Genomic DNA, 16434 nt, shown 5'->3' on the forward strand with positions numbered 1-16434 from the left:
CGCCGTGCCGATCACCCGCCGCCGCTTGTTCGGACTGCTTGCCGGGGCCGGCGCCTTGGTCGGCGTGTCCTCCCTCTGGATATCTCGCATGAAAACCTATGACGGCCCCGTCTCCGACCATTTCGACGGCCTGCACTTCTTCGATCCAGATGGGGCACCCCCACGATCGCTTGGCGAGGTGCTGCGTTGGCAATTGGGCGGCCGGGGACAGCGCGCCGCCTGGCCCGACTGGGCGCCCAGCCCCCATGCCGATACTCCGCCGGCGCGTGTCGATGGCGACAAGGTGCGGCTCTCCTTCGTCGGCCATGCCAGCTGGCTGATCCAGACCGGCGGCCTCAATATCCTGGTCGATCCCGTCTGGTCGACGCGGGTCTCGCCGGTCGCCTGGGCAGGACCGAAGCGGCACAACGATCCCGGCATCGCCTTCGAGAAGCTGCCGCAGATCGACGTCGTGCTGGTGTCGCACGGCCATTACGATCATCTCGACATCGCGACGCTGTCGCGGCTCACCAAGAATTTTGCCCCGCGCGTGGTGACCCCGCTCGGCAACGACGTCACGATCCGCAGCTGGGATTCCACGATCAAGGTGGAGGCGTTCGACTGGCACGACCGCGTCGAGCTCGGCGGCGGCATCGCCGTGCATCTGGTCCCGACAAGGCACTGGACGGCGCGCGGCATGTTCGATCGCAACAAGGCGCTGTGGGCGAGCTTTGTGCTGGAGACGCCTGCGGGGAAAATCTACATCGTCTGCGATTCCGGCTATGGCGACGGCAGGCATTTTCGTCGGGTCGCCGAGAAGCACGGGCCGCTACGCATGGCGATCCTGCCCATCGGTGCCTATGAGCCGCGCTGGTTCATGCGCGACCAGCACATGAATCCGGAAGATGCCGTGAAGGCGTTGGGCGATTGCGGCGCGCAGGAAGCGCTCGGGCATCACCACGGCACGTTCCAGCTCACGGACGAGGCGATCGATGCGCCGGCGAGGGAGCTGGTCACTGCGCTGGACGCGGCGAAGATTCCGCAGGAGCGGTTCGTGGCGATGCAGCCGGGGCAGGTGGTGGAGATCTAGCGGATATCTCGCATCATTCTCCGCTGTCGTCCCGGCGAAGGCCGGGACCCATACCGCGTGACCTATCGGAGATAATTCGATGGCAGTACCGCGCGGCGATAGGCAACTGCGAGTCTTCGCCAAATCACTTGCTGTGGGGATGGGTCCGGCCTTCGCCGGGACGACACCGCCGTTGTTGTGGCCGTGTGCCTTCACGATGCAGGCTACTGCGCCGGCTTGATCGCCCAGCTCACATTCACCGTCACGGACAGCGTTTCCTCGCCGGGCGCGACTGCGGCCTGCGGGGCTGCGGCCATCGGCGTTGCCATGCGGCCCTTGAACAGCGGCACCGGGCCGCCGCCCTCGGTGACGCTGAGCGGCGCACCCAGCGTGACGCCGGCAGCTCTGGCATAGACTTCCGCCTTGCGCCGCGCATCGGCGATCGCCTGCTCGCGCGCGTCGTCGAGCAGCTTCGAGGCCTGCGTCACCTCGAAGGAGATGTTGCCGATGTCGTTGGCGCCGGCGCCGACCAGCGTGTCGATGATGCCGGCGACCTTGGTCACGTCGCGAATCTTCACGGTGACGCGGTTGGAGGCGCGGAAGCCGACCACCGGGGATGCGCCGGTGGATTTGTTCTGGCCGTATTGCGGCTGCAGCGACAGGCGCGAGGTCTGATAGTCCTTCTCGGCAATGCCGGCGCCCTTCAGCGCCAGCAGCACCCTGCCCATGGCCGCATTGTTGGCGTCGGACGCTTCCTTCGCCGTCTTGGCGTCGTTGGCGACGCCGGCGTCGATCTGCGCGAGATCGGGGGCAGCGGACACGCTGGCTTCGCCGCTCACCGAAATGGCGGACGGAAAATCGTCGGCGCGTGCGGGGACCATCAGCAGGATGGTGGCGAGGACGGCAGAAAGGGACGTCAAAAGAACGGCAGGCTGTTTCATGATACTCACTTCAGCGGCACGAAAACATTGATCACGAGCTTGTCCTCGGCCGTCTTCAGGGGATCGGTGAGGTACTCCTCGATGAAGGTATCCTTGGCTTCCAGTCTCTTGTCGTCGAGGTGATTGGTGATCGCCTCATAGGTGTTGTCCATGTTGTCGTAGGAACCGCGATGGACGAATTTCAGCGCCTTGCCCTCCGGCGACTTGCCCATGCTCATGTCCTTGGCAAGGTTCTTCGGGTCCTGGTCGACCGGGATCTCGGCGAGGAAGGTGAATCCGGTGTCGTCGGTGGAGGTGTAGACGATCATCGAATTGCCGGCGTGCTTGATGCCCTGCTTGTCCAGGAGCGTGTTCAGCGCCTTGAAGGCGTCGACCAGCGTGTCGAAGGCCGAGTCCCAATTGGCAGTGCCCTTGACCATCACGACCTTCCTGGGCTCGAGCGTGGTCTCGAGGCCAAAGGGATCCGCCGTCTGCACTGGGGCGGGCGTGGCGGCCGCCGCGGGCGGAGGTGCCGCCGGGCTCGGTGAGGCGCTGGCGGCGGGCGAGGGGGTTGCCGCAGGTGCGGGTGAGGCGCTGGCCGCCGGCGAGGGCGTCGCCACCGGCGCCGGCGAAGCACTCGCGGCCGGGGCCGGCGAGGCCGACGGGACGGGCGCGGGACTGGCCGATGCGGCGGGCGCCGGGCTCGGGCTTTGCGCCTGCGCCGCAGACAGACCAAATGACATGGTCGCTGCCGGGATCAGCGCGGCCAGAGCGAGATGACGAAACCTGATCATTCTATTCTCCCCAAGACCTTTGGGCACCTTGCCCACCAAGGCCTAAATCCTGCTCAGCGCCCGGCCGCGCCTCCCGGTTCGCGCAAACGCCGCCGTTCTAACACGCGAGCGCCAAATTCGTCCCATGACAGATGCGTCATGGGCGGCCTTCTGGGCGCTCCGGAGCAAACCGCTGGCCAAGCCGGCAAGGATCGCCATATAAGACGGGCGAAATTCGGGAATTTTCATGAGCGCGCTGGCCAACCACGCATTTGCCAAGATGAACGGCATCGGCAACGAGATCGTCGTTGTCGACATGCGCGATTCCGCGGCAAAAGTGACGCCGGACGACGCCCGCGCGGTGGCGTCCGCGAATGGCGGGGTGGCTTACGACCAGCTCATGGTGCTGCAGAAGCCGCGGCTGGACGGCACCGAGGCCTTCATCCGCATCTACAACAATGACGGCTCCGAAGCCGGCGCCTGCGGCAACGGCATGCGCTGCGTCGTGCGGCGCATCTTCGAGAAGAGCGGGCAGAGCACGGCAACGTTCGAGACCGCGGCCGGCTTGCTCAATGCCTGGCAGGGCCCGGCGCCCGATCTCTACACCGTCGATATGGGTGTGCCGAAGTTCGGCTGGCAGGACATTCCGCTGGCTGAGGAGTTTCGCGATACCCGCTACATCGAACTGCAGATCGGGCCGATCGACAAGCCGATCCTGCATTCGCCCTCCGTGGTGAGTATGGGCAATCCGCACGCGGTGTTCTGGGTCGACGACGTCAACGCCTATGATCTCGAGCGCTTTGGTCCGCTCCTGGAGAATCATCCGATCTTCCCCGAACGCGCCAACATCACGCTCGCTCATGTCGTCGATCGCGATCACATCACGATCCGCACCTGGGAGCGCGGCGCCGGTCTCACCAAGGCCTGTGGTTCGGCGGCCTGTGCCACGGCGGTCGCCGCGGCGCGGCTGAAGCGCACCGAGCGCAAGGTCGAGATCACGCTGCCGGGCGGCAAGCTCGGCATCGAATGGCGGGAGCGCGACGACCACGTGCTGATGACGGGCACTGCGACCTTCGAATATGAGGCCACCTTCGATCCGGCGCTGTTCGCGCCGGTTGGCTGATGGCCGTCGACATCGTCACCTTTGGCTGCCGCCTCAACGCCTTCGAGGCCGAGGTGATCCGCCGCGAGGCGGAGGGTGCGGGCCTGTCCGACACCATCGTCATCAACAGCTGCGCCGTCACCAATGAGGCGGTGGCGCAGGCGCGCCAGTCGATCCGCAAATTGAAGCGCGAGCGGCCGGAGGCGCGCATCGTCGTCACCGGCTGCGCCGCGCAGACGCAAAGCGCGATGTTCGCCGGCATGGCCGAGGTCGACCGCGTCGTCGGCAATGACGACAAGATGCGGAGCGAAGCCTGGCGCGAGACGCGCGATGCCTTCGATCTCGGCGCCAGCGAAAAAATCGCCGTCAGCGACATCATGGCCGTGAAGGAGATGGCGCCGCATTTGATCGACGGCTTTGCGGCCGGCCTGCCGCGCGTGTTCGTGCAGGTGCAGAACGGTTGCGATCATCGCTGCACCTTCTGCATCATTCCGTTTGGCCGTGGCAATTCACGCTCGGTGCCGATGGGCGCCGTGGTCGAGCAGGTGCGGACGCTGGCCGCGCGCGGCCATTCCGAGATCGTGCTGACCGGCGTCGACCTCACCAGTTACGGCACCGACCTGCCGGGCGCGCCGAAGCTCGGCATGTTGACGAAGCAGATCTTGCGGCATGTCCCTGAGCTGAAGCGCCTGCGCATTTCCTCGATCGATTCGATCGAGGCGGACGACGACCTGCTCGATGCCATCGCCGGCGATGCGCGGCTGATGCCGCATCTTCATCTGTCGCTGCAGTCCGGCGACGACTTGATCCTGAAGCGCATGAAGCGTCGGCATTCGCGGCGCGATGCCATCGCGTTCTGCGATCAGGTGCGCCGGCTGCGCCCGGACATCGCCTTCGGCGCCGACATCATCGCGGGCTTCCCGACCGAGACGGAGGAGATGTTCTCGCGCTCGCTCGATCTCGTGGAAGAATGCGGCCTCACCTTCCTGCACGTCTTCCCCTATTCTCCACGGCCGGGCACGCCGGCCGCGAAAATGCCGCAGGTCGCGGGCGGCGCGATCAAGGACCGCGCGAAGCGGTTGCGCGCATCCGGCGAAGCGGCTCTGCGGCAGCGGCTGCAAGCCGAGATCGGCGCAACGCGCGATGTGCTGATCGAGGGCGAAGGGCAGGGGCGGACAGAGCATTATCTGCCGGTGGCGATTGCGGGCGCGCGCGTGGGCAGCGTGGTGCCGCTGAGGATCGCCGGTAGCGATGGCGAGCGGCTGACCACGTAATCTGCCGTCATTCCACAACTGCATCCCCAACGTCGTCCCGGCGAAGGCCGGCAACTGTTATGTCGGCTTGGCCTTCAGATAGGGTTTCCTGTCTCGCATCATGGCATTGAGCACGGTTAGCAGCTTCCTGGCTACGGCAATGAGGGCGAGCTTGGCTGGTTTGCCGGCCTGTCGCAGTCGTGCGTAGAAGACCTTGAACGGATCGGCCCGGCGGACCGCGTTGAGAGCGGCCATGTAGAGGGCATCCCGGACGCGCTTTCGGCCGCCGGCGATCTTGCGTTTGCCACGGAAAGCGCCGCTATCGACGTTGAAGGGGGCGAGGCCGGCGAGCGCCGCGATCTGCTTGGCTCCGACATGCCCGAGTTCCGGCATCTTCGCGATGAGCTGCATGCAGGCCACGGGACCCACGCCAGGCAGTGAGCGCATCAATCGCGCATCGTCCGCGATCTCCGGCTCGGCCTTGATCAGTGCGCTGATGTCGGCCTCGATCTCGGCGATCTCGCTGTCGAGGACCTCAATGAGGCGGCCGATCCGATCGGCCATGGCGTGGCTATCGGCCTCGCTTCGCCGGTTCTTCTCCTGCGCGCGCATGAGGACCAACTGGTCTCGCCGTTTTGCAAGCCCTGCCAAGGCATTGCGGGCGGGATTGGCGACCTGCTCGGTGGCCGGCTGCATGGCTCGCGCAAAAGCTGCCAGCATCCGCGCATCGATCGGATCAGTCTTGGCGAGCTGGCCGCTGGCACGTGCGAAGTCGCGCGCCCGGGCCGGGTTGATCCGGGCAAAGCGGATTCCGGCCTGGCTCAGCACCTCGCGAAGTTCGAGGTCATAGACGCCCGTGGCCTCGAAGACGACCAGCACATCGCATCGCCAACGCGCCGCGATCTGTGTGATGGCCTGCGTCGCGTTGGCGATGCGCTCCGGAAAGGCCAAGCCTTCATCGAAGATATCGAGATATTGTTTGGAGACGTCGATTCCGACGCAACGAAGGGGTATGATCACGATGCCTGTCCCTGTGATGCGAGGTCTGTTGGCGCAGCCTCGTGCAACTGTTCAGGTTGGTAATGGAACGGGCGGGAGGCCGAGCCGGCTCACGGCGTCAAGCGCCAAGGACCCAACGGCTTCCCGCCCAACCCCATTCTGACAGACTTCCAAGACACAGGGACCCATAACCACAGGGAGCAGTTTGGCGACGACTGTCAATTATACTCTGCATTGGGACGAGCACGGTGCATCACCGATAGATCACGCGGTATGGGTCCCGGTCTTCGCCGGGACGACACCGAGGGTTTGGATGAGCCGTAAGAAAAAGCGCGCGCCTACGACGCCCTTACCTGCCAGAACCTGAGCGTGCGCCGTGCATTCTCCGGCGTCATTCTCGCGTAATGCCCCTGCGCCCGCGCGAGATCCGTCGACTTCATCGCGCCCGTCGCAAAACGGCTTTCGAGCACGGCAGCGGTCGTCTCCCAGCTGAGCTGCGCGGCCTTGCACGGCACCAGGAGGCCGTCGTCGCGCAGGCTCTGCATCAGCGGGCGAATGACCTCGACGGTCGAGCCGGACAGGGCGGCCAGGGCCGCGGCGGTCTCCTCATAGCGCCGCTGTGTGGCAAAGCCGAGCAGCGTCGCTTCGCCGAGCTGGCCGGTCGCCTTGAGATTTGCAATCGCGCGTTTGGCGCCTTCGAAATCGCGCACGCCAGACATCTCGCGCGCGACGCCGACGGTGACGGCGGCAATCGCGCTCTGGATTTCCTCGAACAGATGCGGGGGAGCACGCGACAGCAGGCGGGTGCGAACGACGTCGGTCGCCGACCGCAGCAATTGGCGGCGAAGGTCCGAGGGCAAGTCGACGCGCACGCCGACGCTGATGGCGAGTTCGGGGTCCGCCTCGGCCTGCCCGACGATGACGGCGAATCCATTTCCTGACACGCGCGCGCCCGGATTGGCGGCAAGCCGCCGGCTGACGCTGGGATAGCGGCGCGCCAGCAGCGCATCGGTGACGATCTCCTTCAGCCACCAGCGCCCGGCGACCGCGAGCAGATGCGGCTCGCCCTTGCTGGATGCGATCTTCAACAGCTCGCCGTCGTCGAGGCGGGCGGATTCCTGCAGCACGGGACCGGCGATGCGGATCTCGTCATGGTTGGCGAGGCGGCGGATCACCGAGGGCGGCGCCTGCGCGATCGGCGCGAGCTGGGCGCTGATCTCGGCCAGCGCCACGCGGGCGCCGATGTCGGCGATGGCGCGCAGTTCGATGGTGCCGATCAGGCGCTCGAGCACGTCGTCGAACAGCGCGATCTGCGCGTCGTCGAAGCTGCCGGCGGAAGACAGGAACAGGTCGGTGACGCGCCGGGCCGTCTCAAGCCCCTTTTCCGGCGAGCCCATCCGTATCGCGGATTCGACCTCGTCGATGATCGATAGATCGGCCTTTGACATCACGCGCTGCTCGTCCTGAGCGGTTAGGGAAGCTTGTTCTAAGCAACCGCTATCATTAGAGGCGAGCGCTGAAGGTTTGGTAAACCATGGCGCGGTAGCCAAGCACTGATCCGCGCCATCAGGGTTGAGCGCTACTCTCCATTCCACCCGCAGGCGCGGAGTTTTTCGTGCATATGCGACGGGGCCGGTGCGACGACGCGGACCGGCTCCTTGTTCCGGGAGATCGGCACCACGATCTCGCGGGAATGCAGGTGCAGCTTCGGCTCGCCGAAGCGGGGGCCGTTGCCGTAAATGTTATCGCCGAAGATCGGCCAGCCTGTCGCGGCCGAATGCACCCGCAATTGGTGGGTCCGTCCGGTGACGGGTTCCATGGCGAGCCAGGTGAAGCCGTCACCGCGGCCCAACACCTTCCAATTGGTGATCGCCTTCTGGCCCTCCGGGTCCGGCTTCTGCCACCAGCCTCGCTCGGCGTTGAGCCGGCCGAGCGGCATGTCGATGCTGCCTTCATCCTCGGCGGGCCCGCCCTCGACCACGGTCCAGTAGGTCTTGCCGATCTTGCCGTGCTTGAAAAGAAGACCGAGCGAGGCCGTCGCCTTGCGATGGCGGCCGAGCACGAGGCAGCCGGAGGTGTCCTTGTCCAGCCGGTGGGCCAGCACCGGCGGCCGCGGCAGGCCGAAGCGGAGCGCGTCGAAGGAATCCTCCAGATTGGGGCCGCCCTTGGGACCGCGATGCACCGGCAGGCCGGCCGGCTTGTTGATGACCAGCATCAGCCCGTCGCGATGAAGCACGCGCGACAAGATTTCCTCGGCGGTCAATTCGGGAACATCGAGCAATTGCAAGACTTTCGTTTATGGGCCGGAACGGCTAACACACCCCCGCCATGAACGATACCTCCGAGACCCCCAAGCTGAGCTGGTGGCGCCGCCTGTCCAACGGGCTGAAGCGCACCTCGTCCTCGCTCGGGACCGCGGTCGCCGACCTCGTCACCAAGCGCAAGCTCGACCGCGCCATGCTCGACGACATCGAGGACGTGCTGCTGCGCGCCGATCTCGGCACCCAGGTCGCCGTGCGGATCGCGGACGCTGTCGGCGCGGGGCGCTACGACAAGGCGATCTCGGCGGACGAGGTCAAGGACGTCGTCGCGACCGAGGTCGAGAAGGTGCTGGCGCCGGTGGCAAAGCCCCTCGAGATCGACAGGGGCAAGAAGCCGTTCGTGATCCTCGTGGTCGGCGTCAACGGGTCCGGCAAGACCACCACGATCGGAAAGCTCTCGCAAAAGTTCGCATCCGAAGGCCGCAAGGTGATGCTGGCCGCCGGCGACACGTTTCGCGCGGCAGCCATCGAGCAGCTCAAGGTCTGGGGCGAGCGCACCAGGACACCCGTCATCGCGGGGGCGCAGGGCTCGGATTCGGCGAGCCTTGCCTTCAACGCGCTGACCGCGGCGAAGGAGCAGAACATCGACGTGCTCCTGATCGACACCGCCGGCCGCCTGCAGAACAAGGCCGAGCTGATGAACGAGCTCGAGAAGGTCGTGCGCGTGATCCGCAAGGTGGATGACACTGCGCCGCATGCCGTGCTGCTTGTGCTCGATGCCACCGTCGGCCAGAACGCGCTGTCGCAGGTCGAGGCCTTTCATCGCACCGCCGGGGTCACCGGCCTCGTGATGACCAAGCTCGACGGCACCGCGCGCGGCGGCATCCTGGTGGCGCTCGCGGAGAAATTCAAGCTGCCGGTGCATTTCATCGGCGTCGGCGAAGGCGTCGACGATCTCGCGCCCTTCACCGCGCGCGATTTCGCCCGGGCGATCGCCGGAATCGAGTCATAGGTTTTTTGTCATGCTCCGCGCAGGCGGGGCATCCAGTACGCCGCGCCTTCTCGGTTCAAGCCGAGCTGCCTCTGGAATACTGGATCCCCCGCCTTCGCGGGGGATGACAGCAACAAAGGTCAGATAATGGACAAGACCCAGCCGCATCCGCTGTTCAAGCTCGCGACCGAGCTCGGTCCGCTGCTCGTGTTCTTCTTCGTGAATGCGAAGTTCAATCTGTTCGCAGCGACCGGCGCCTTCATGGTGGCGATCGTGGCGGCGATGGCGGCGTCCTACGTGGTGACGCGCCACATCCCGGTGATGGCGATCGTGACGGGCGTGATCGTGCTGGTGTTCGGCACGCTGACCCTGGTGCTGCACGACGAGACCTTCATCAAGGTCAAGCCGACCATCATCTACGGTCTGTTCGCCGTGATCCTCGGCGGCGGCCTCTTGTTCGGCCGGTCCTTCATCGCGGTGATGTTCGACCAGGTGTTCAACCTGACGCCGCAGGGCTGGCGCATCCTGACGCTGCGCTGGGCGCTGTTCTTCGCCGGCATGGCGGTGCTGAACGAAATCATCTGGCGCACCCAGAGCACGGACTTCTGGGTGAATTTCAAGGTCTTCGGCGTCCTGCCGCTGACGGCCATCTTCGGCATGATCCAGATGCCGCTGATCAAGCGCTACCATCTCGAGCCCGCGTCGCTGGAGGCGAGCGAGGCCGAGGCAGGGGATGTGAGCAAGGGGTAGAGCGAAGCGTCGCCCCACATGCCGCTGTCATGCCCGCTTGACCGGGGCAGATGACAGCTCGTGTTTCGTACGAGCGTAGAGCTAACTCCCCGCCGCCTTCAGCGCCTTCTCCAGCTCCGGCATCAGCACCGTCTTGAGGTTTTGCGGCGTGACCGGGCCGACCAGCTTGTAGACGATGGTGCCTTCGCGCCCGACGACGAAGGTCTCCGGCACGCCATAGACGCCCCATTCGATCGAGGCGCGGCCGTTGGCGTCCACGCCGACATAACCGAACGGATTGCCGTAGCGTCCGAGGAAGCGCCGCGCGTTGTCGGCTGCGTCCTTGTAGTTGATGCCGACGAGCTGGAAGCGCTTGTCCTTGGCGAGCTCGGTCAGAAGCGGGGCCTCGTCATGGCACGGCACGCACCAGGACGCCCAGACATTGACGAGGCTCACCTTGCCCTTGAAGGCGGCGGGATCGAGCCCCGGCACCGGCGCATTGCCGGCCTGCAATCCGTCGAGCGGCGGCAGCACCGTCTGAGGGGCCGGCCGGCCGATCAGCGCGGACGGAATCCGCGAGGGATCGCCGCTGCCGAGCCTGAACCAGAACAGCAGCGCAAGGCCGATGAAGGCAATCAGCGGCAGCACCATCAGGAAGGTGCGGCGCTGCGGCGTCGCGGAGGTCGATTGATCGTTCATGAGTGATGCCTCATGGCCGATCCACCGCGCTGCGGCCGGAACGGCGCGTGACGCCGCTGCGGTCCAGCTCGCGCAGGCGCGCGGTCTGGTTGCGATAGTCGAGCACGATCCAGCCGATCAGGATCGCGACCACGACGGCCACCGCGGCATAGGACGTCAGGATGAAGGAGGCGTAAGGACCGAGCGACATGGTCAGGCGGCCCCGACTTCGTTCGACGCATTTTCTGAACGCGAACCGGGTTCGCTCGAAAACGCGATGCGGCTCGCCTGCATCATCTGCAGGGAGCGGACGCGGCGGCGCAGGATCTCGTTGCGCATCGCCGCCAGGTGCAGCGTGACGAACAGCAGTGTGAAGGCGACCGCCATCACCAGCAGCGGAATCAGGAACGATTTGTCCAGCGCCGAGCCGCCCATGCGCATCACCGAAGCCGGTTGATGCAGCGTGTTCCACCAGTCGACCGAGAATTTGATGATGGGCAGGTTGATTGCGCCGACCAGGGTCAGCACCGCGGCTGCGCGCGCCGCGCGCGAGGGATCGTCGACCGCGCGCCACAGCGCCATCAGGCCGAGATACATCAGGAACAGGATCAGCACCGAGGTCAGCCGCGCGTCCCATTCCCAATAGGTGCCCCACATCGGCCGGCCCCACAGCGAGCCCGTGAGCAGCGCGAGGAAAGTGAAGGCGGCGCCGATGGGCGCTGCCGCCTTCGCGGCGACGTCGGCGAGCGGATGCCGCCACACCAGCGTGCCCAGGGAGGCGATGCTCATCACCCCCCACACGAACATCGCGAGCCAGGCATTGGGCACGTGGATGAACATAATTTTGACGGTCGCGCCCTGCTGATAGTCGTCGGGTGCGAGCGCGGCCTGATACAGGCCGATCGCGAGCAGGATGACGGTCGCAGCTGCGAGCCACGGCAGCGCCCGCGCCGTGAGCGCAAGGAACCGCGTCGGATTGGCGAGGTCGATCAGCGTCATGGTATTTTGATAATCATCCGGGAGCGCTCAGGCAATCAGCACGAAAGCGCGTGGCGAAAGTTGATCCGGGTCAAGGACGGCCTGCCCCATCTCAGTCGAGACCATGCCGCAGGCTCGCCGCGGCCGCGAAGGGGCCGATCACGAGGCTGACCAGCGACAGCGCGCACAGGATCGAGAACGGCGCGCCGAACGTCATGGGACCGACGATCACGGCCTGCGAGGCGGCAACGCCGAAAATCAGCACCGGGATCGACAGCGGCAGCACCAGCACCGCCATCAGCAGCCCGCCGCGATGCAGGGTCACCGCCAGCGCCGCGCCGATCATCCCGGTAAAGGTCAGGGCCGGCGTGCCCGCCAGCAGCGTCAGCGCCACCGCGCCGGTCGCGACCATGTCGAGGTTGAGCAGGAGGCCGAGCACGGGGGTTGCGACAATCAGCGGCAGGCCGGCGGCCAGCCAATGCGCCAGCGCCTTGGCGGCGCAGGCGAGTTCCAGCGGCGTCCGGCTCATGGTGATCAGGTCGAGCGAGCCGTCCTCGTGGTCGGCCATGAACAGCCGGTCCAGGGTCAGCAGGCTTGCGAGCAGCGCGCCCAGCCACAGGATCGCCGGCCCCAGCCGCGACAGCAGCGCCAGATCCGGCCCCACCGCGAACGGCATCAGCACCACCACGGTCAGGAAGAACAGCACGCCGATCAGCGCCCCGCCGCCGACGCGAAGCGCGATCCGGATGTCCCGGCGGATCAGGGCAGCGAGGGCGGTCATGGGGTGGCTCCGGCGGTGCCGCGACCCTGGACCTCGCGCCACAGGCACGGTGCGCTCCCTCCCCCCTCGTGGGGGAGGGCAGGGGAGGGGCGTAGCCCCGGGCGAGATGCTTTTGAGGGGCGGACTGCCAGCAACAGAGCCCGCGCTTTCCGAGTGCTAGAACCGAGGCGCTGTGCCGTGTGGCACCCCCCTCCCTGACCCTCTCCCACACGGGGGGAGGGAATGGGGGGAGCAGCACCTGGCCGCTCGAAAAGCTGAGGGTCGGTCGGAATCACGCCGCACCCCCGATCCGCAGCTCCCGCGATTCGACCCCCAGCGGGGCGTGGGTGGCGGCGATGATCAGGCCGCCCTGCGCGAGGTGCTCGCGCATCAGGCCGGCGAACATGTCCTGGCCGGTGACGTCAAGCGCCGTGGTCGGCTCGTCCAGCAGCCAGACCGGGCGGCGGACGGCCAGCAGCCGGGCCAGCGAGAGCCGGCGGCGCTGGCCGGCGGACAGGAAGGCGGCGGGCAGGTGGGTGGCGTGGTCGAGGCCGACCTTGGCGAGGCCCGCGGCGGCATCACAGCGCTCGCCGCCGAGAAAATCTGCCCAGAATGCCAGGTTTTCCTGAACGCTCAGCGCCGGCTTCAGGGCGTCGCGATGGCCGAGATAGTGGCACTGCTCCGGCAGGGTCAGCTCGCCGTCGCCCCCGTCCAGCGCGATTGTCCCGCCGGCCGGAACGAGCAGGCCGGCGATCAGGCGCAGCAGCGAGGTCTTGCCCGATCCGTTGCGGCCCACGACCGCGACGGCCTCGCCCGCGGCGGCCGCGAAATCGAGCCCGGCGAACACCTCGCGTCCGCCCCGCACGCATCTGAGCCCGCGGCCGAAGAGCTGCATCTCGCCTTGTTTCAACCCGCTCAAGGCCAGGCCTCAGGAAAACTTGGGGTAGCGCATGGGAATTTTTGGCTCGGGGATTGCTGCTGCACGATTGTCGCTGTGGCGGCGCGGTTAGAAAGCTTCTATAAGCCCGGAACTACTTGATGCAGCACTCAACCTGCCCCTGCAAGCGGCCCAGCCTGATACGCTGACGGTGTTAAAATACCCTGCCGGGTATAACTAACAATTGGGATTCCTACATGACCTCGCTCGACAGCTTCAAATGCAAAAAGACTCTCAAGGTCGGCGCCAAGACCTATGTCTATTACAGCCTGCCCACGGCCGAGAAGAATGGTCTGAAGGGAATTTCGAAACTTCCCTATTCGATGAAGGTCCTGCTCGAGAACCTGCTGCGCAACGAGGACGGCCGCTCGGTCAAGAAGGACGACATCGTCGCGGTGTCGAAATGGCTGCGCAAGAAGTCGCTGGAGCATGAGATCGCGTTCCGCCCGGCCCGCGTGCTGATGCAGGATTTCACCGGCGTGCCCGCGGTGGTCGACCTCGCCGCGATGCGCAACGCGATGCAGAAGCTCGGTGGCGATGCCGAGAAGATCAATCCGCTGGTGCCGGTCGATCTCGTCATCGACCACTCCGTGATCGTGAACTTCTTCGGCGACAACAAGGCCTTCGGCAAGAACGTCATCGAGGAATACAAGCAGAACCAGGAGCGCTACGAGTTCCTGAAGTGGGGCCAGAAGGCGTTCTCGAACTTCTCCGTCGTGCCGCCCGGCACCGGCATCTGCCATCAGGTCAATCTCGAATATCTCTCCCAGACGGTCTGGACCAAGAAGGAGAAGATGACGGTCGGCAAGAAGACGGGCACCTTCGAGGTCGCCTATCCCGACTCGCTGGTCGGCACCGACTCGCACACCACCATGGTCAATGGTCTGGCCGTGCTCGGCTGGGGCGTCGGCGGCATCGAGGCGGAAGCCTGCATGCTCGGCCAGCCGCTGTCGATGCTGCTGCCCAACGTCGTCGGCTTCAAGCTGAAGGGCGCGATGAAGGAAGGCGTGACCGCGACCGATCTCGTGCTCACCGTCACGCAGATGCTGCGCAAGCTCGGCGTGGTCGGCAAGTTCGTCGAGTTCTTCGGCCCCGGTCTCGACAATCTCTCGGTCGCCGACAAGGCGACCATCGCCAACATGGCCCCCGAATACGGCGCGACCTGCGGCTTCTTCCCGGTCGATGCCGCCGCGATCGACTACCTCAAGACCTCCGGCCGCGCGGCGCGGCGCGTTGCGCTGGTGCAGGCCTATGCCAAGGCGCAAGGGCTGTTCCGCACCGCCAAGTCGGCCGATCCGGTGTTCACGGAAACGCTGACGCTCGATCTCGCCGACGTCGTGCCGTCGATGGCCGGTCCGAAGCGTCCCGAAGGCCGCATCGCGCTGCCGTCGGTCGCCGAAGGCTTCTCGCTTGCGCTCGGCAGCGAGTACAAGAAGACCGAAGAGCCTGACAAGCGCTTTGCCGTCGAGGGCAAGGACTACGAGATCGGCCACGGCGACGTCGTGATCGCCGCCATCACGTCATGCACCAACACCTCGAACCCGAGCGTGCTGATCGGCGCTGGCCTCCTGGCGCGCAACGCCGCGGCAAAGGGGCTCAAGGCCAAGCCGTGGGTGAAGACCTCGCTCGCCCCGGGTAGCCAGGTTGTCGCGGGCTATCTCGCCGACTCCGGTCTGCAGAAGGATCTCGACAAGGTCGGCTTCAACCTGGTCGGTTTCGGCTGCACCACCTGCATCGGCAATTCCGGTCCGCTGCCGGAGGAGATCTCGAAGTCGATCAACGACAACGGCATCGTCGCTGCGGCCGTGCTCTCCGGCAACCGCAACTTCGAAGGCCGCGTCTCGCCGGACGTACAGGCGAACTATCTGGCCTCGCCGCCGCTGGTCGTCGCGCATGCGCTCGCGGGCAGCGTGACCAAGAACCTCGCCGTCGAGCCGCTCGGCGAGGGCAAGGACGGCAAGCCGGTGTACCTGAAGGACATCTGGCCGACGACCAAGGAGATCAACGCCTTCATGAAGAAGTTCGTGACCGCGTCGATCTTCAAGAAGAAGTATGCCGACGTGTTCAAGGGCGACACCAACTGGCGCAAGATCAAGACGGTCGAGAGCGAGACCTATCGCTGGAACATGTCCTCGACCTACGTTCAGAACCCGCCGTATTTCGACGGCATGAAGAAGGAGCCGGAGCCGGTCACCGACATCGTCGAGGCGCGCATCCTCGCCATGTTCGGCGACAAGATCACCACCGACCACATCTCGCCGGCCGGCTCGATCAAGCTGACCTCGCCCGCGGGCAAATATCTCAGCGAGCACCAGGTGCGTCCGGCCGACTTCAACCAGTACGGCACGCGTCGCGGCAACCATGAAGTGATGATGCGCGGCACCTTCGCCAACATCCGCATCAAGAACTTCATGCTGAAGGGCGCTGACGGCAACATTCCCGAGGGCGGCCTGACCAAGCACTGGCCCGACGGCGAGCAGATGTCGATCTACGACGCCGCGATGAAGTACCAGCAGGAGCAGGTGCCGCTGGTCGTGTTCGCCGGCGCCGAATACGGCAACGGCTCCTCGCGCGACTGGGCCGCGAAGGGCACGCGTCTGCTCGGCGTTCGCGCCGTGATCTGCCAGAGCTTCGAGCGCATCCATCGCTCCAACCTGGTCGGCATGGGCGTGCTGCCGCTGACCTTCGAGGAGGGCACCTCCTGGTCGTCGCTCGGCCTGAAGGGCGACGAGAAGGTCACGCTGCGCGGCCTCGTCGGCGACCTCAAGCCGCGCCAGAAGCTGACCGCGGAGATCGTCTCCGGTGACGGTTCGTTGCAGCGCGTTTCGCTGCTTTGCCGCATCGATACGCTGGACGAGCTCGACTACTACCGCAACGGCGGTATTCTGCACTACGTGCTGCGCAAGCTCGCGGCGTAAGCGCGGATTTGTGAACTATGGCTCACTGCGAAGTGAGTAGAAGCCTGAACGAAGGCGGCCTATCAAAAGGCCGCCTTCGCGCGTTTG

The 16434-nt window shown here is 65.9% G+C and carries 16 protein-coding genes; 6 read left to right on the forward strand and 10 right to left on the reverse strand.

Translation table 11 applies throughout. The features are described 5' to 3' along the window. Positions 1-4 precede the first annotated feature (4 nt). Complete coding sequence (locus HAP40_RS01815; RefSeq protein WP_166811317.1) at positions 5-1069, forward strand: MBL fold metallo-hydrolase; 1065 nt, start codon at positions 5-7, stop codon at positions 1067-1069. Positions 1070-1272: 203 nt separating this feature from the next. Here the strand turns inward: HAP40_RS01815 and HAP40_RS01820 are convergent, their stop codons facing one another. Together HAP40_RS01820 and HAP40_RS01825 are read right to left on the reverse strand one after the other, a co-directional pair. Further along, positions 1273-1989 carry an SIMPL domain-containing protein gene (locus HAP40_RS01820; RefSeq protein ID WP_166811315.1) on the reverse strand — a complete coding sequence of 239 codons (717 nt, stop codon included), beginning with the start codon at positions 1987-1989 and terminating at the stop codon, positions 1273-1275. 5 nt (positions 1990-1994) lie between these two features. Next, positions 1995-2762, reverse strand: coding sequence for a GyrI-like domain-containing protein (locus HAP40_RS01825; protein WP_166811313.1), 768 nt, complete (start codon positions 2760-2762; stop codon positions 1995-1997). A 226-nt stretch (positions 2763-2988) separates the two neighbouring features. Between HAP40_RS01825 and dapF the strand changes: the two genes are divergently transcribed. After that, positions 2989-3864 carry a diaminopimelate epimerase gene (gene dapF, locus HAP40_RS01830; protein ID WP_166811311.1) on the forward strand — a complete coding sequence of 292 codons (876 nt, stop codon included), beginning with the start codon at positions 2989-2991 and terminating at the stop codon, positions 3862-3864. Then, positions 3864-5117, forward strand: coding sequence for a tRNA (N(6)-L-threonylcarbamoyladenosine(37)-C(2))-methylthiotransferase MtaB (gene mtaB / locus HAP40_RS01835; RefSeq protein WP_166811309.1), 1254 nt, complete (start codon positions 3864-3866; stop codon positions 5115-5117). Before dapF ends, mtaB begins: the two co-directional genes overlap by 1 nt. 57 nt (positions 5118-5174) lie before the next feature. On the opposite strand, the gene HAP40_RS01840 is transcribed toward mtaB, so the two are convergent. The 3 genes from HAP40_RS01840 to HAP40_RS01850 all read right to left on the reverse strand — a co-directional run bounded on the left by HAP40_RS01840 (position 5175) and on the right by HAP40_RS01850 (position 8376). After that, positions 5175-6116: an IS110 family transposase gene (locus tag HAP40_RS01840; protein ID WP_166811307.1), complete on the reverse strand. Its 942-nt coding sequence runs from the start codon at positions 6114-6116 to the stop codon at positions 5175-5177. Between the two features lie 317 nt (positions 6117-6433). Continuing rightward, positions 6434-7543 (reverse strand): DUF2336 domain-containing protein, encoded by a 1110-nt coding sequence (locus HAP40_RS01845; RefSeq protein WP_166811305.1) that lies wholly within the window; start codon positions 7541-7543, stop codon positions 6434-6436. Positions 7544-7674: 131 nt separating this feature from the next. Beyond that, complete coding sequence (locus HAP40_RS01850; RefSeq protein WP_166811303.1) at positions 7675-8376, reverse strand: RluA family pseudouridine synthase; 702 nt, start codon at positions 8374-8376, stop codon at positions 7675-7677. 47 nt (positions 8377-8423) lie between these two features. Here HAP40_RS01850 and ftsY point away from each other — a divergent pair, with 47 nt between their 5' ends. Next, on the forward strand, positions 8424-9368 hold the full coding sequence (gene ftsY / locus HAP40_RS01855; protein WP_166811301.1) for a signal recognition particle-docking protein FtsY: 945 nt from the start codon (positions 8424-8426) through the stop codon (positions 9366-9368). A 126-nt stretch (positions 9369-9494) separates the two neighbouring features. After that, positions 9495-10097 carry a septation protein A gene (locus HAP40_RS01860; RefSeq protein WP_166811299.1) on the forward strand — a complete coding sequence of 201 codons (603 nt, stop codon included), beginning with the start codon at positions 9495-9497 and terminating at the stop codon, positions 10095-10097. A gap of 81 nt (positions 10098-10178) precedes the next feature. Here the strand turns inward: HAP40_RS01860 and HAP40_RS01865 are convergent, their stop codons facing one another. The 5 genes from HAP40_RS01865 to ccmA all read right to left on the reverse strand — a co-directional run bounded on the left by HAP40_RS01865 (position 10179) and on the right by ccmA (position 13387). Further along, a complete protein-coding gene (locus tag HAP40_RS01865; protein WP_166811297.1) occupies positions 10179-10775 on the reverse strand; it encodes a DsbE family thiol:disulfide interchange protein in 597 nt (198 codons plus the stop codon). Positions 10776-10785: 10 nt separating this feature from the next. Continuing rightward, complete coding sequence (gene ccmD, locus HAP40_RS01870) at positions 10786-10971, reverse strand: heme exporter protein CcmD (protein ID WP_166819190.1); 186 nt, start codon at positions 10969-10971, stop codon at positions 10786-10788. Next, the gene (locus HAP40_RS01875) at positions 10968-11753 is read right to left on the reverse strand and encodes a heme ABC transporter permease (RefSeq protein ID WP_166811295.1); all 786 of its coding nucleotides are present in this window, start codon (positions 11751-11753) and stop codon (positions 10968-10970) included. Before HAP40_RS01875 ends, ccmD begins: the two co-directional genes overlap by 4 nt. 91 nt (positions 11754-11844) lie before the next feature. Further along, positions 11845-12513 (reverse strand): heme exporter protein CcmB, encoded by a 669-nt coding sequence (ccmB, locus tag HAP40_RS01880; RefSeq protein ID WP_028133288.1) that lies wholly within the window; start codon positions 12511-12513, stop codon positions 11845-11847. A gap of 271 nt (positions 12514-12784) precedes the next feature. Beyond that, entirely contained in the window at positions 12785-13387 is a 603-nt protein-coding gene (ccmA, locus tag HAP40_RS01885; RefSeq protein WP_166819189.1) for a heme ABC exporter ATP-binding protein CcmA, read from the reverse strand. Positions 13388-13626: 239 nt separating this feature from the next. Here ccmA and acnA point away from each other — a divergent pair, with 239 nt between their 5' ends. Then, positions 13627-16347, forward strand: a complete 2721-nt coding sequence (acnA, locus tag HAP40_RS01890) for an aconitate hydratase AcnA (RefSeq protein ID WP_166811293.1) — start codon at positions 13627-13629, stop codon at positions 16345-16347. Positions 16348-16434 lie beyond the last annotated feature (87 nt).

The sequence above is a fragment of the Bradyrhizobium sp. 1(2017) genome (genome assembly GCF_011602485.2).
Taxonomy (GTDB): domain Bacteria; phylum Pseudomonadota; class Alphaproteobacteria; order Rhizobiales; family Xanthobacteraceae; genus Bradyrhizobium.